Origin of the sequence: Streptomyces griseosporeus, assembly GCF_014656055.1 — a bacterium.
Taxonomy (GTDB): Bacteria; Actinomycetota; Actinomycetes; order Streptomycetales; family Streptomycetaceae; genus Streptomyces; species Streptomyces griseosporeus.
The window spans coordinates 1,664,789-1,678,667 of sequence record NZ_BNBR01000001.1 but is presented as its reverse complement, the minus strand read 5'-3'; the positions used below and the strand labels follow the sequence as shown (position 1 = coordinate 1,678,667).

The 13,879-nt window shown below is 73.9% G+C and carries 13 protein-coding genes; 5 read left to right on the top strand and 8 right to left on the bottom strand.

Annotated elements, in window-relative coordinates; genetic code table 11:
* Positions 1-58: 58 nt before the first annotated feature.
* Entirely contained in the window at positions 59-997 is a 939-nt protein-coding gene (locus tag IE308_RS07375; protein ID WP_190217072.1) for an oxidoreductase, read from the bottom strand.
* A gap of 82 nt (positions 998-1,079) precedes the next feature.
* On the opposite strand from IE308_RS07375, the gene IE308_RS07370 reads away from it, so the two are divergent.
* A complete protein-coding gene (locus IE308_RS07370; protein ID WP_190217071.1) occupies positions 1,080-1,685 on the top strand; it encodes an acyl-CoA-like ligand-binding transcription factor in 606 nt (201 codons plus the stop codon).
* 64 nt (positions 1,686-1,749) lie between these two features.
* Here the strand turns inward: IE308_RS07370 and IE308_RS07365 are convergent, their stop codons facing one another.
* Entirely contained in the window at positions 1,750-3,687 is a 1,938-nt protein-coding gene (locus IE308_RS07365; RefSeq protein ID WP_190217070.1) for a glycosyl hydrolase 53 family protein, read from the bottom strand.
* A gap of 94 nt (positions 3,688-3,781) precedes the next feature.
* Complete coding sequence (locus IE308_RS07360; protein ID WP_190217069.1) at positions 3,782-4,360, bottom strand: hypothetical protein; 579 nt, start codon at positions 4,358-4,360, stop codon at positions 3,782-3,784.
* A gap of 220 nt (positions 4,361-4,580) precedes the next feature.
* Here IE308_RS07360 and IE308_RS07355 point away from each other — a divergent pair, with 220 nt between their 5' ends.
* From IE308_RS07355 to IE308_RS07345, 3 genes are all read left to right on the top strand, one after another.
* Positions 4,581-5,306 (top strand): helix-turn-helix transcriptional regulator, encoded by a 726-nt coding sequence (locus IE308_RS07355; protein ID WP_190217068.1) that lies wholly within the window; start codon positions 4,581-4,583, stop codon positions 5,304-5,306.
* Positions 5,307-5,347: 41 nt separating this feature from the next.
* Positions 5,348-5,719, top strand: a complete 372-nt coding sequence (locus IE308_RS07350) for a VOC family protein (protein ID WP_190217067.1) — start codon at positions 5,348-5,350, stop codon at positions 5,717-5,719.
* Positions 5,720-5,784: 65 nt separating this feature from the next.
* Positions 5,785-6,591: an isocitrate lyase/PEP mutase family protein gene (locus IE308_RS07345; protein WP_190217066.1), complete on the top strand. Its 807-nt coding sequence runs from the start codon at positions 5,785-5,787 to the stop codon at positions 6,589-6,591.
* Here the strand turns inward: IE308_RS07345 and IE308_RS07340 are convergent.
* From IE308_RS07340 to IE308_RS07325, 4 genes are all read right to left on the bottom strand, one after another.
* Entirely contained in the window at positions 6,575-7,417 is an 843-nt protein-coding gene (locus IE308_RS07340) for an alpha/beta fold hydrolase (RefSeq protein ID WP_190217065.1), read from the bottom strand. The two genes, IE308_RS07345 and IE308_RS07340, sit on opposite strands and share 17 nt — an antisense overlap.
* Positions 7,410-8,006 (bottom strand): TetR/AcrR family transcriptional regulator, encoded by a 597-nt coding sequence (locus tag IE308_RS07335; protein WP_190217064.1) that lies wholly within the window; start codon positions 8,004-8,006, stop codon positions 7,410-7,412. The genes IE308_RS07340 and IE308_RS07335 overlap by 8 nt, the downstream gene beginning before the upstream one ends.
* Positions 8,007-8,077: 71 nt before the next feature.
* Positions 8,078-9,502 carry a DHA2 family efflux MFS transporter permease subunit gene (locus IE308_RS07330; RefSeq protein ID WP_190217063.1) on the bottom strand — a complete coding sequence of 475 codons (1,425 nt, stop codon included), beginning with the start codon at positions 9,500-9,502 and terminating at the stop codon, positions 8,078-8,080.
* A 12-nt stretch (positions 9,503-9,514) separates the two neighbouring features.
* Positions 9,515-10,132 (bottom strand): NADPH-dependent FMN reductase, encoded by a 618-nt coding sequence (locus IE308_RS07325; protein ID WP_190217062.1) that lies wholly within the window; start codon positions 10,130-10,132, stop codon positions 9,515-9,517.
* Between the two features lie 104 nt (positions 10,133-10,236).
* Between IE308_RS07325 and IE308_RS07320 the strand changes: the two genes are divergently transcribed.
* A complete protein-coding gene (locus IE308_RS07320; RefSeq protein ID WP_190217061.1) occupies positions 10,237-10,923 on the top strand; it encodes a TetR/AcrR family transcriptional regulator in 687 nt (228 codons plus the stop codon).
* 88 nt (positions 10,924-11,011) lie between these two features.
* On the opposite strand, the gene IE308_RS07315 is transcribed toward IE308_RS07320, so the two are convergent.
* Entirely contained in the window at positions 11,012-13,864 is a 2,853-nt protein-coding gene (locus tag IE308_RS07315) for a glycoside hydrolase family 2 TIM barrel-domain containing protein (RefSeq protein WP_190217060.1), read from the bottom strand.
* Positions 13,865-13,879 lie beyond the last annotated feature (15 nt).

The window sequence follows — 13,879 nt, the reverse complement described above, 5'->3', positions numbered from 1 at the left end:
CCCCGGGGTGCCCTGACCGGACGCAGGGTGCCCGACCGGAACCCGGCGTGCGCCCCGGTCACGCCACCGGCAGGGGGAACCGTACGCCGGTCAGCCGCTCCGAGACCTCCCACAGCCGTCGGCCCGTCCCGGCGTCGGTGGCGGCCGGCGCGAGCAGCACCCGGCGGGGCGCGCCGCGCAGTTCGGCCGGGCCGCCCGGCCCGAAGAACTGCCCGCTCCCCGCGTCCGGGCGGGTCGCCGCGTACAGCTGGGGCAGCGCGCCCCGGTCGGGGGACTGGGCGAGCGGGGTGAGGAGGCGTCCGAAGAGGAACCGCACCAGGCCGGTGGGCGCGCTCGTCTGGAGGCTGGTGGCGGTGTACCCGGGGTGGGCGAGCAGGCTGCGCACCGGGCTGCCGGCGGCGTCGAGCCGCCGGTGCAGCTCGTGGCCGAAGACGGCGTTGGCGAGCTTCGACCGGTTGTAGAACCGCATCGGGGCATAGCCGCGCTCACCGTGCAGATCGTCGAAGTCGAGACGGCCCTGACGGTGGTTCAGGGACGTCACGGTGACCACGCGTGGGTCCCTGCCCTCGGTGAGCAGGCCGAGCAGCAGGCCCGTGAGGGCGAAGTGGCCGAGGTGGTTCGCGGCGAACTGCAGCTCGTGGCCCTGGGCGCTGAGGGTGCGCGGCGGGGCCATCACCCCCGCGTTGTTGACGAGGACGTCCGGTCGTGGACCGTCCGCGTGCAGACGGTCGGCGAAGGCACGGACCGAGTCCAGGTCCGCCAGGTCGAGCGAACGCACCTCCAGACGGGCGTCCGGCACTTCGGCCGTGATCCCGGCGACGGCCCGCCGCCCCTTGCTCTCGTCGCGGACGGCCAGGACCACGCGGGCGCCCCGGCGGGCCAGCGCACGGGTAGTCGCGAGCCCGAGGCCGCTGTTGGCGCCGGTGACGACGAACGTCCGGCCGGTCTGGTCGGGCACGTGCTCCGCGCCGCTGGTGTCCTTCTGTCCGTTCCCCATGCGGCACAACATGCCCCTAATGACACTTGGTGTCAAGCATGCGCTCAAGTGCCACCCATGACATCGCTTATAGGATGGCGCCATGACCGCCCGACCCGAACCGACCCTGGCCCAGCGCAAACGGCAGCTGGTCGCGGACGAACTGACCAGGGCCGCGCTGGATCTGCTGGCCCGCAAGGGGTTCGACGCGGTCACGGTCGACGACATCGTGGGCGCGGCCGGCGTGTCCAAGCGGACCTTCTTCCGCTACTTCGCCTCCAAGGAGGACGTCGTCGTCCAGTTCCTGGGCGAGATGGGCACCGGGATGCGGGCGGCGCTCGCGGAGCGTCCCGCGCAGGAGCCGCCGTCCGTGGCGCTGCGGCACACCGTCTGGTCCGCCGTCGACGCGTGCGCCGGCCACGGCGAACAGACCCTGCGCGTCATCCGGTTGATCCTCGGCACACCGGCCCTGCTCGCGCGCTTCCTGGAACGCCAGGCGCAGTGGCGCGACGCGCTGGCCGAGGAACTGACCCGGCGGCTCGGCCTCGGCCCGGCCGGCCTCTACCCGCAACTCGCCGCCGGAGCGGCGCTCACCGCGTTCGACACCGTGCTGCAACGCTGGAGCGCGGGCGAGGGCGACCAGGACCCCGCCGCCCTGACCGACGAGGCGTTCGCCGTCCTCGCGCCGGCTCTGGACAGCGTCGTCTGACGCATGCCGTCGAGCCGGGGAGGACGTGACCTGGCCTGACCGGCGGGCGCTCGGGATCCGTGACTCATTCGCCGTGGTGCCGCCGGGCCGCGCGGAAGGCGGCGAGGGCGGGCAGAGGTGTGCCCGCGGCGTCGAAGAGCGCCTGGGCGTAGAAGGCGTCCACCCCGTTCTCGACCTGATCGCCGGTGAAGCAGGTGCCCCACCAGATCACCCCGGCCCCGTTGGGCGCGTCGCGCACGGTCCGCAGCGCCCCGGCCAGGAACGCGGCCTGCCCCTCAGGGGTGAAGGGGAACTCGGGACCGGTGCGGCGGACCGGGCCGTCGTGCCGGAACACCCGGTAGGGGTGGGACGTCTCGGCGACGACCACCGGTTTGCCGGGGAACGCGGTGTGCAGTTCGGCGATCCGGCCCAGGCGGTCGAGGGTCGCGTCGTCGTGCCAGAGGGGATGGAACGACAGGCCGATCAGGTCGAAGCCGATCTCGTGCCGAGTGGCGTGTTCCAGCCACCAGCGTGCTCCGTCGATGTCCGCGCCCCGGTCGAGGTGGACCATGGTGCGGCACTCCCGGGGCAGGACCGCGCGGACGCCGGCCGAGGCCGCGTTCAGCAGCTCGGCGACGATCACCCATTGGTCCTCGCGTTCCCAGTACGGGTGGGCACCGGCGCCACCCGGGTGCGGATCCCGGCCCGGCGGGTGCAGGCGTCCGCCCGCGCGCTGGTCCTCACCTTCCGCGGCCCACAGCAGGCCATTGGTGATCTCGTTGCCGAGTTGCACGATCACCGGCGGGGCACCGTGGTCCGCGAGTTGCGCGAGGACGGCCGACGTATAGGTGCGGACGGTGGAGCGCAGGGCGCCGATGCCGAGCCCCCGCCATGCCGCCGGCTTGTTCTGCCGCCCGGGATCGGCCCAGGTGTCGGAGTAATGCAGGACCAGATGGACCCCCAGGCCGGCGCGGGTGGCGGCGGTGGCCAGCCGCACGGTCCTGGCGAGGTTCATGGTGCTGTCGTCGGCAACCCAGCAGCTGATCCTGGCCGTGGTGACACCGTGTTCGGCCAGCGTCCGGGCCATGCGCGCCGCGGCACCCTCCGGGCAGTGGGAAAGGTCGGCACCGGTGACGAAGCCGGCTTCCCCCGCGCCGCCCCGCGCCGGGGCGGAGACCGGAGGTGCCGCCGCCGGCCGGGTGGACGCGGCGATCGCGGCCGGCGGCCGGGGTCGGTAGGGGTAGGAGCCGTCGGTGTCGAAGTTGAGGCCCAGCAGGGCCCGGCACAGGAAACGTGCCCTGCGGTGGCGGCCGTTGCCGATGCTCGACCGGGTGTCCGCGTGGGCGACCAGGGGCGGGAGGAGACGGTAGGCGTTCAGCTCCGTCCCGTCCGCCGCCTCGTTGCGGGGCAGCGACCACAGATGGGGGAAGGTGTCCGCGCGCCGTACGGAGGCGAAGTGCGCGTACATCTGGAAGTCGAGCGGGTTGAGCAGCGGCCGCGTCACGGCGAGCAACTGCCGCGCGCCCTCCCAGGAGACGAGGTACCCCTCGGTGCCCGCGCCGCCGACGACGTCGGCAAAGGAGAATCCCGAAGCCCCTGCCCGCCGTACCGCTCCGGGGGCGGCGCGGTCGCTGAGCAGCACGATGTCCGCGTCCTGCGGCAGCCCCCACGCGCCGATGCCGGACGGCGGTCGGCGGATCAGCCTCGCGTCGTCCTCCAGGACGACCGCCCAGGGAACGCGCTGTGCGACGAGCATCCGCCACAGCCTGATGTGGCTGATCCCGCACGCCGCTTCAGGCAGTGCGAAACGGTCGAAGCCGCTCAGCGCGACCCCGTCGAACTCGGCCGCGGCCGGCAGGTGCGGGCCGTCGGCCAGGGCCTGGCCGTCCGTGGCCGGCCAGCGGGTGAACTCGACCCCCCACGCGCCCAGTCGCGCGGCCATGGCCGCCAGGCGTTCGTGGTCCCGGTCGAGGTTGATCACGAACACCGGTGGTGAGCCGTCCGGTGTCGGAAGATCGGGCATGGTGCCGTCCTCGGTGTGTCCTGGGCCGTGCGCGGCCCTCTCCGGCGTGGGGTGGTCGGTGGGCGCGCGGCGCACCGGCCGCGCGCCGGGCCGGTCACGTGGCGGGGTACACGTAGCCCTCGATGCGGACGAACGTGTAGCCGGCGGCGACGGCGTCGCGGATGCCTTCCGGGGTGGCGGTGAGGAAGTTGTCCTGCCGGTCGGCGCTCCAGTACTGGCGGAGGGGGACGGTGTGGGCCTCGTACCGGCCCAGCACGTAGCCCTGGACGCCGATGTACTGGTATCCGGCGCTGACGGCGGAGTCGACACCCTGCCGGGTCGCGGTACTGAAGTAGTCCTGCCGGTCGGCGTTCCAGAACAGGTAGAGCCCCGACCGGGTGTTGTCCCCGTCGTCCGGCCACAGCCATGCCTCGACGCGCAGCGAACGGTAGTTCGCCGACCGGGCGCTCGCCTCCTGCTCCGGCGTTCCGGTGGCGAAGTTGTCACCGCGTCCGTCATTCCACCAGCTGCGCAGCGGCTGGAAGGTCACGGCGTGGGCCGGCGGCGCCTGCTGCGCCCCCGTGAGCGCCACTGCGGTGAACAGGAGCGCGGCGAGCAGAAAACGGCGGCGCAACCGGGGCTTCCGGTCGGTGGCCGCTGCGGGCGCGAGCCGGCCACGGATGGGTGTACGCATGCCTGGGACCTCCGGAACGGACGGAGAGACGGACACCCTGCCCGCCTCCTGGTCGGTCCAGGCTGGCCTCCGGCGCGGGGGGCGGGACATACGGACAACTCCGCATTGCTGTACGCCGGTTGAGCCCCCGATGCGCCTGGCGGTGCCCTGACCGATCGGGGACACTGCGTGGGTGACCGCTCTGTCGGGGCGTGATGCCCGGCTCCTTCACGATCTGGCGATGGCGATTCTCACCGAACGCGAACCGGTGCGTGTGTGGCCGCTGCTCATGGAGCGGCTGACCGCCGACCTGCCGGTGGACCTGGCCGTCCTCGTCGACCTCGACTGGGACGCCGGCACCGGTCATGCGCTGACCGGCAAACCGGACTGGCTGTACGAGGCCCCGCTGGACGCCCTGATCAACACCCATATGCGGGTCCACCCGCTGTTGCGCCACTACGCGTCCACGGCGGACCGGACGCCGCTGACCCTCGACGCGATCGCTGACGACCGGTGGTGGAAGAGCGAGGCCTACCGCGCGGGCAGGTCGGCCATCGGGATCGACCGCCAGCTGGCGCTACCGCTGAGTGCGCGCACCGGCCAGGTCCGGAGCGTCATCATGAGCCGCAGCGGGCAGGGCTTCACCGGCCGCGACCTGGAGTATGCCGGGCTGGCCCGTTCCCTGCTCGACACGGTCTCCGCCCATGAAGCGGTCGTGCGTAGTCTTCCGGCCCTCGGTGATCCCGCGGAGTTCGGGATCACCGCGCGGGAGGCGGCCGTCCTGGCGCTGCTGAGCGAGGGGCTGACCGCGTACGCCATCGGCCGTCCGCTGCGGATAGCGGAGCGCACGGTCGTCAAGCACAAGGAGAACCTCTACAAGAAGCTCGGCGTGCACGACCGGGTCACCGCGGTGAACAGGGCCCGCGCTCTGGGGCTCGTCCCGGAGGAGCCGCCGGGCGGCTCCTAATCCCGTTGCCCGCCCCACGGGCGCTGCGGACAATGCCCCGCATGACTTCGACGATTCGCCACGTCACGATCGACTGCGCCGACCCCTACGAGCTGGCCGGCTTCTGGTCCCGGGTGCTGGACCTGCCCCTCCACGAGGACGACAAGCCGGGCGACCCCGCCGCCATCATCGAGGACGCCCACCTCCTGTTCATCGCGGTGCCCGACGCCAAGTCGGTGAAGAACCGGCTGCACTTCGACCTCCAGCCGCAGGACCGCACCCGGGACGAGGAGGTGCAGCGGCTGCTCGGCCTCGGCGCCACCCTCGTCGCCGACCGGCGCAACCCGGACGGCACCGGCTGGGCGGTCATGGCCGACCCGGAGGGCAACGAGTTCTGCGTGGAGCGGAGCGCGGCGGAGCGGGGGGAGGGCTGACCCGGCCGCCGCTGGAGGGGGACAGTTCGGCCGCTGCCGAAGCGATGCCCGCCTACCGTGCCGGTATGACCGACAGCGCCCCCGGTTCCCCGCCGCTCACCCGCCCGTCCACCGCGTTCGCGGCCCTGCACCACGCCGAGCGCCCCCTGCTGCTGCCCAACGCCTGGGACCACGCCTCCGCGCACGCCCTCGCCGCCGCCGGGTTCCCCGCCGTGGGGACGACCAGCCTGGGCGTGGCCGCGGCGGCCGGGCTGCCCGACGGGGCCGCGGCGACCCGGGACGAGACGCTGCGGCTGGCCGTCGCCCTCGGCAGCGGTCCCTTCCTGCTGTCCGTCGACGCGGAAGGCGGCTTCAGCGACGATCCCGACGAGGTGGGGGAGCTGGCGCGGCAGCTGTGGTCGGTCGGAGTGGTCGGCGTGAACCTGGAGGACGGGCTCGGGCCCGCCGACCGGCACGCCGCGAAGATCGCCGCGGTGAAGGCGGCGGCCCCCGGCCTGTTCGTCAACGCCCGCACCGACACCCACTGGCTCGGCGACGGCGAGGGCGGTACGGCCGCCACCCTGGCCCGGCTGGAGGCCTACCGCCTGGCGGGCGCCGACGGCGTGTTCGTGCCGGGCGTGACCGATCCCCGGACCATCGCCGAGCTCGTCCGGCACCTCGACGTGCCGCTGAACATCCTCTACTCGCCGGACGGTCTCCCCGTCGGCCGGCTGGCCGACCTCGGCGTCCGCCGGATCAGCCTCGGCTCGCTGCTGTACCGCAGGGCGCTGGGCGCCGCGCTGGAGACGGCGGCGGACGTGCGGGAGGGCCGTACGCCGACGGGCACGGCACCGGCGTACGCCGAGGTCGTGGCGTTCAGTCCGGGCGGCTGACGGACAGCAGCCCGGCCAGCCGGTCGGCGAACTCCCCGGCGTGCGTCGCGGCGCCGACATGCCCGCCGGGGAACTCGGCGAAGTCACCGCCCGCCCACCCGGCGAGGAACTCCGCGGTGCGGTACAGCAGGTGGCCGCGGGAGTCGGCGCCCGCGGCGAGGGTGAGCCGGGCCGTGCGGTGCGGGGCCGCCAGAGCGGCCCGGTCGGGGACGTAGGCGGTGAACGGGCCCAGGACGTGGCGGAGGAAGAGCGCCATGGGCCGGCTCAACTCCTCCTGGCGGCCGAGGGGCCGGCCCTCGGTGACTGTCTCCTCGCCGTCCCCGGCGGATATCGGCCGAGCCGTGGGTTCCCGTCCCTCCAGTACGGCGCCGAGACCGCGCGCCGCGGCTTCCGGTCCCTCCGCGCGGTAGGTGGCCACCACCTCCTGGAACCGCCCGCGCTGCAGTGCCCCGTCCGGGAGCGGGGCCACGCACGGCGGCTCGTGCGCGACGACGTGCGCGAGCCGCTCCGGATGCCGGGCGAGCAGGTCCAGCGCGGCGATGCCGCCCGAGCTGAAGCCGACGACGTACGCCTGCTCCCCGTCGGGCAGTACGGCGTCGAGGACCTGGCGCGCCCCGTCGCTCCACCGCTCGACCCGCTGGTCCTCGACGGGCAGGCCCAGGCGGCCGTGGGCGAGGCCCAGCGGGTCGTACGTCACGACGGTGAACCGCGCCGCTAGCCGTTCGGCGAACGGGCCGAGCCCCATCGGATGGCCCGCGCCACCGGGCAGCACGAGCAGGACGGGCCCACTGCCGCGGACGTCGTGGTGCGGGCCGGACTCAGTCATGTTCGCTCCCGTCGGAGTGGTCGTCGTGGGGCCAGTGGGTGAGGGCCGTGTGCAGGGCGTCGACCACCCTGTCCCAGGAACGGCCCACATCCCGCGAGGCGTTGAAGCCGCCGCCCGCCTCCAGCGCGCAGTAGCCGTGGAAGGTGCTGCGCAGCAGGCGGACGGCGTCGGTGAGGTCGGGCTCCTCCAGGCCGTAGGCGCGGAGCATGCCGTAGGTGATCTCGGCGGTGCGGCGCATGGCGGGGGCGTCGGCGACGAGCGCCGGGTCGAGGCGGATCTGCGTGGCGGCGTACCGCCCCGGGTGCGTCAGGGCGTACTCCCGGTAGGCGCCGGCGAACGCGGCCAGCGCCTCCTTCCCGGCCCGCCCGGCCACCGCAGCGGCGATCCGGTCGATCATCTCGCCGCCGGCCAGCAGCGCGAGCCGGGTGCGCAGGTCCTGGAGGCTGCGGACGTGCGAGTAGAGACTCGCGTCCTTCACCCCGAAGCGGCGCGCCAGCGCCGACAGGCTGACCTTCTCGAAGCCGACCTCGTCGGCGAGTTCGGCGGCGGCCGCGACGAGGCGGTCGACGGTGATACCGGCACGGGCCAAGGGGAATCCTCCCGAAGCTAGGGGCTCTAGGTATGAGCCTAGCGCATCAAGGTGGAGGATCCCCCTCGGTCTCAGCCCCGCCGCCCCGGCAGCAGGCTCGCCGGCAGCCACGCCAGGGCCAGCAGGGCCGCCGCCACGGCGTAGGCGACGCGGAAGGCGGCCGGGCCGCCCGTACCCGTGCCGAGGACGACCGAGATCAGGGCCGTGCCGACGGACGCCCAGATCTGGGAGTTGATGCCGAGCGCGGTGCTCGCGGCGGCGGCGCGGTCCTTCGGCAGCGCGCGGGTCGCGGTGGCCATCGTCGGCATCAGCGTCATGCCCGAGCCGATGCCCATCACCATCGAGGAGGCCACCATCCGCCAGGCGGCGACGTCCGGCATGCCCGCCTGGAGCGCCGTGAGCGCCATGCCGAGGGCGCCGATCACGATCCCGGCCCGGATGGCCCGGCGTGGCGGGACCCGGTCGATCCGGCGGGCGGCCACCTGCATGGCCAGGCCGACGGCGAGCCCGGTCGGCGCGCCCAGCAGGCCGGCCGCCGACGCGCTCAGGCCGCGCTCCTGCTGCCAGTACATCGGCGCCAGCAGCATCGACCCGAAGTAGCCGCAGGAGAACAGGGCGAGGGTGACGATCCCGGCGGCGAACGCACGGTCGTGCAACAGGCGCAGCTCCAGCAGCGGGTGACGGATCATCAGGGAGCGTACGGCGAAGGCCGCCACCAGCGCCGCGCCCGCGACCGTCGGGACGAGCACGCCGGCCGAGGTGAACGCGCCGCGCTCGCCGCCCCGGGCCAGGCCGTACAGCAGCAGGGCGAGGCCCGGTGACAGCGCGAGCAGGCCGGGCACGTCCAGCCGGGGCGCGGCGGCCGGGCCGGCGGGCGCGTCGCGCGGCAGCAGCCGTACGGCGAGGATCAGAGCCACCGCGCCGACCGGCAGGTTGACCAGGAAGATCCAGTGCCAGGAGGCCGAATCGAGCAGGCGGCCGCCGAGCACCGGACCGGCCACCGGACCGACCAGGATGGGCAGTCCGAGCAGGGCCATCGCCCGCCCGAGGCGTGCCGGGTCGGCCGCGCGCATCGTCATCGCCATGCCGACCGGCATCAGCAGCCCGCCGCCGAGCCCCTGCACCGCGCGGAACGCGATGAGGCTGGGCGCGTCCCAGGCGCACGCGGCGAGGAGCGAGCCGAGCGTGAACAGGACGAGCGCGGTGAGGTAGACGCGCTTCGCGCCGATCCGGCCCATCGCCCACGCGGCGGTGGGGATCACGGCGGCGAGCGCGAGCGTGTAGGCGGTGGCCGTCCACTGGATGGTCTCCAGCGGTGCGGAGAAGGCCGTCGAGAGGGCGGGCAGGGCGACGTTGACGATCGTCATGTCGAGCACCGACATCACCGAGCCGATGATCACGACGGTGATGACGCGGTGCAGAGCGGCGGTGGGCGAGGGGCCGGTGGGCCGAGGGGACGCCGCCACGTCCCCGTCGGCGGCCCGTACCGTGGCCATCGGGTGCGCCCCTCAGCCCTGGTAGGGGTGCTCGGCGCGGGCGGTTCGCAGGGCCCGGCCCCACCAGGCCAGCTGGCCGAGCATGCCCTTGGCGGCGCCCGCGCACACGGTCGCGTCGAGCGGCTCGCCGTCCTGGCCGAGGCCCGACCACGGGCCGTGCAGACTGACCGAGTCGCGCACGGTCGTCGCGTGCAACTCGGCGAAGACCAGGCGCAGTTGCTCGACCGCGCGCAGACCGCCGCCGAGGCCGCCGTAGGAGACGAAGCCGACCGGCTTGGCCTGCCACTGCGGGTGGTGCCAGTCGATGAAGTTCTTCAGCGCGGCCGGGAAGCTGTGGTTGTACTCGGGCGTGACGATCACGAAGGCGTCGGCCCGCTCCACCCGCGGCGACACCCGCGCGAGTGCGGCGGCCGCCTCCGGGCTCGCGCTGCCGCCCCAGCCGGGCATGACCAGCGGCAGGTCCACCTCGGCGACGTCGATGACGTCGAGGTCCAGGCCGTGGCCCTCGGCGGTGCGCAGGAACCAGTCGGTGACGGCAGGTCCCTGCCGTCCCTCCCGGACGCTGCCGACGATCACGGCCACCCGCAGCGGCGCCTCGTCGGCGGCGGGGCGGGTCTCGGACACGGTCATGGGTCCCCCTTCAGGGATGGAGTTACAACGCTCGCTGTAAAAACTACAACGAGCGTTGTTGAAAGTACAATGCTCGTTGTAACTCCATGGAGCGAGGAGACGCAGTGGGCCGGACCAACGAGACCTGGCTGGAGCAGGCGCGGCGGGAGATGTCACCCAGGAAGCTGGAGAAGCAGATCGCCATCGCGAGCGCGGCCTGCACGGTCTTCGGACGCGAGGGGTACGCCCGCGCCTCCGTCGACGCGCTCGCCGCCGAGGCCGGCGTGTCCACGCGCACCCTCTACAACCACTTCCCCGACGGCAAGGCGCAGCTCTTCCGCACCGTGTTCGCCTGGACGTCGGCCCAGGTCAAGGACGCCCAGATCGCCCGTATCCAGGCCGTGCTCGACACCGCGCGGCTGCCCCGCCCCGAGGACCTGGAGCGGGACCTGGTGGCGCTCGCCCGCTCCCTGGTCGACCTCATGGCGGACTTCCCCAACCACTTCGCGCTGGTCCGGCACATCCACGCCGAGGCCGACCATGTGCCGCCGGAGGTGCTGCGGGCCTGGCAGGAGGCGGGCCCCGAACCGGTGCGCCGGGCCCTGACCGAGGCCATGGGCCACCTCGCGGACGCCGGGCTGATCGACACGCACGGGGACGCCGCCCTGACCGCGGGCCACTACACGGCGCTCACCTGGCAGGCCATCGTGCAGCTGTCCCACTACGGCATCCTGCCCCTGCCGCGGGACGAGACCGAACGGCTGATCAGCGGGGGCGTGGCGGCGTTCCTGCGGGCGTACCGCGCGGGCTGACCCCTTCCCCGGGTCCGGTGGAACACGACCGCGGCCGGCCGGGTGGACGCACCCCGGCCGGCCGCGGACGACGGATGAACCGCGCAGGTCAGCCGGTCTCCGTGAACACGAACGAGAACTCCGCGGGCTCCGCCCGCAGGAAGTACCCGGGCAGCGGGCCCGGACCGCAGGACTGCGAGCCGATCCCGTGCTGGCCGTGGTCGAGGTTGACCCACACCGCGTCACCGGGCGCGAGGTCGGTCAGGTGCCGGGCCGCGTCCAGCTGTTCGGTCGTCCAGCGCCGCGCCGTCAGCCAGAACTCCGGGTCGCCCTCCACCCGCAGGCCGCCCAGTTCCGCCCAGCGGACCCCGGCGCGGGCGCCGTTCTCCTGCGGGCGGACGTACGGCGTCTGCAGCGCGTCCACCGTCGACCGCCAGCGGCCGGTCATCGACGCGGCCCGGGTGTCCGGGTACGCCTCGCCGGGGCCGCCGCCGAACCAGCGCACCTCGTCGGCCGCGGACAGCGCGAAGCGCACGCCGAGCCGGGGGAGCGGCACCGTCCAGTCGCCCTCGGGGACCACCGACACGGTGAGCTTCAGCCGGGTGCCGTCGGAGGTCCACCGGTACACGGTGGCCAGTCCGAACTCCCAGGCGGCGGGCGCCACCCGGGTCCGCACGGTCAGCGCGTCGCCGGCCGTCTCCACCGCGTCCAGCCGGTGCCGCATCCGGTGCAGGCCGAGCCTGCGCCACAGCGGGCCGTGGCGGACGTCGTCCTGCCAGGACGCCCCGTCGTCGTTGTCGGTGGGCGCCCGCCACACGTCCAGGCGCAGGTCCCGCACCGCCACCGCGCCGATCGACAGCAGCGCGCCGGTGCGGGCGTCGAACGCGGCCGGGCCGAGCGTGATCCGGTCCGCCCCGCGCACCGGCCGGGCGGTCGCCGCGACGGCCGGGGCCTGCCGTGCCGTCACCGGGAACTGGCCCCAGGCCACCACGTGCCCCCGCGGCGCCCACGCGGTGTCCGCCGCCAGCACCGCCCGTACCGTCCACTGCGTCTCCCCGCCGTCCGGGTGCGGGGCGGGCGGCTCGGGCAGCTTCACCTCGGCCGACGCGCCCGGCGCGAGCGGCGGCACGGCCAGGCTGCCCGACTCGGCCGTCTCCCCCTCCACCTGGTACGACCACTCGAACGCCAGCGCGGACAGGTCGGCGAAGTCCTGCTTGTTGGTGATCCGGACCGTACCGCCGTCGCCGTCGAAGCCGACCGGCTCGATCACCTTCTTGTACTCGGCCAGGCCGGGCGAGGGCGTGCGGTCCGGGAAGAGCAGGCCGTCGCAGACGAAGTTCCCGTCGTGCAGCTCCTCGCCGAAGTCGCCGCCGTAGGCGTAGCCCAGCTCCGGATGGCGGATGCCATGGTCGATCCACTCCCAGACGAACCCGCCCTGGAGCCGCTCGTACGCCTCGAACAGCCGCTGGTAGTCGGCGAGTCCGCCCGGGCCGTTGCCCATGGCGTGCGCGTACTCGCACTGGATGAACGGCAGTGCGCGCCGCTTGTGCGTCCCGCCGTCCAGGCCCCGGCCGATCCGCTCGACCTCCGCGTGGGCGGCGTACATCCGCGAGTACACGTCCGTGTCCCGGCAGTCGAGGTCGCCCTCGTAGTGGATCAGGCGCGAGGCGTCCCGGCCGCGGATCCACTCGGCCATCGCGGTCAGGCCCCGGCCGGTGCCGGCCTCGTTGCCGAGGGACCACATCACCACCGACGGGTGGTTCTTGTCCCGCTCCACCATGCGGGCGGCGCGGTCCAGCAGGGCCGGGGTCCAGCGGTCGTCGTCGACCGGGTTGTCCCGCCAGCCCTGTTCGGTGAAGCCGTGCGTCTCCAGGTCGCACTCGTCGATCACCCACAGGCCCAGCTCGTCGCACAGGTCGAGGAAGGCCGGGTGCGGCGGGTAGTGGGAGGTGCGGACGGCGTTGATGTTGTGCCGCTTCATCAGCAGCACGTCCTCGCGCATCGTCTCCGGATTCAGCGCGCGGCCCCGCTCCGGGTGCCACTCGTGCCGGTTGACGCCCTTGAACAGGACCGCCTTGCCGTTGACCTTGATCAGCCCGTCGGACAGCTCCACCGTGCGGAACCCGATGCGCAGCGGCACCCGCTCGCCCTCGGTGGCGAGGACCCCGTCGTACAGGCGGGGCGTCTCGGCCGTCCACGGCTCGACCGGGACCGTGGCGGCCTCGCCGGTGGCGAGGTCGAGGTCCAGCTCCGGCACGGTCACCCGCCCGTCGGTGTCGGAGTCGACCCGCAGGGTGCCCTCGCCGCTCACGTGGTCGTAGGAGGCGTGCACGAAGAAGTCGAGGACGCAGCCCGCCGGGCGGTGCAACAGCGTCACGTCACGGAAGATGCCCGGCAGCCACCACTGGTCCTGGTCCTCCAGATAGGAGCCGGCCGACCACTGGTGGACACGGACGGCGAGCACGTTGCCGGCCGGCCGCAGCAGGTGCCCGACGGCGAACTCATGCGGCAGCCGCGACCCCTTGAACTCGCCGATGTCGGTGCCGTTCAGCCAGACGCGGGCACAGGACTCCACCCCGTCGAAGCGCAGCACGGCCGCGCCGTCCGCCGGCCAGTCCGCCGGCAGGTCGAAGTGGCGCACATGGTCGCCGGTCGGGTTCTCCGTCGGCACCCGCGGCGGGTCCACCGGGAACGGGTAGAGGTGGTTGGTGTAGATCGGCGCGCCGTGCCCCTGGAGCACCCAATGCCCGGGAACCGTGACCTCGGCCCAGTCCCCGGTGTCGTGGCCGGGTTCGGCGAAGGTGTCGTCCTCGGCGTCGGCGGTCGCCGACAGCCGGAACCGCCAGCTGCCGTTCAGGGAGAGCGACTTCGCGTCGGACGCCGCGTACCAGGCGCGCGGCGGCAGGGCGCCGCCGCCCGGGGAGACGTCCTCGACGTAGTCGGCGGTCGTACGGAAAGACATCGGTCTCCAGACGGT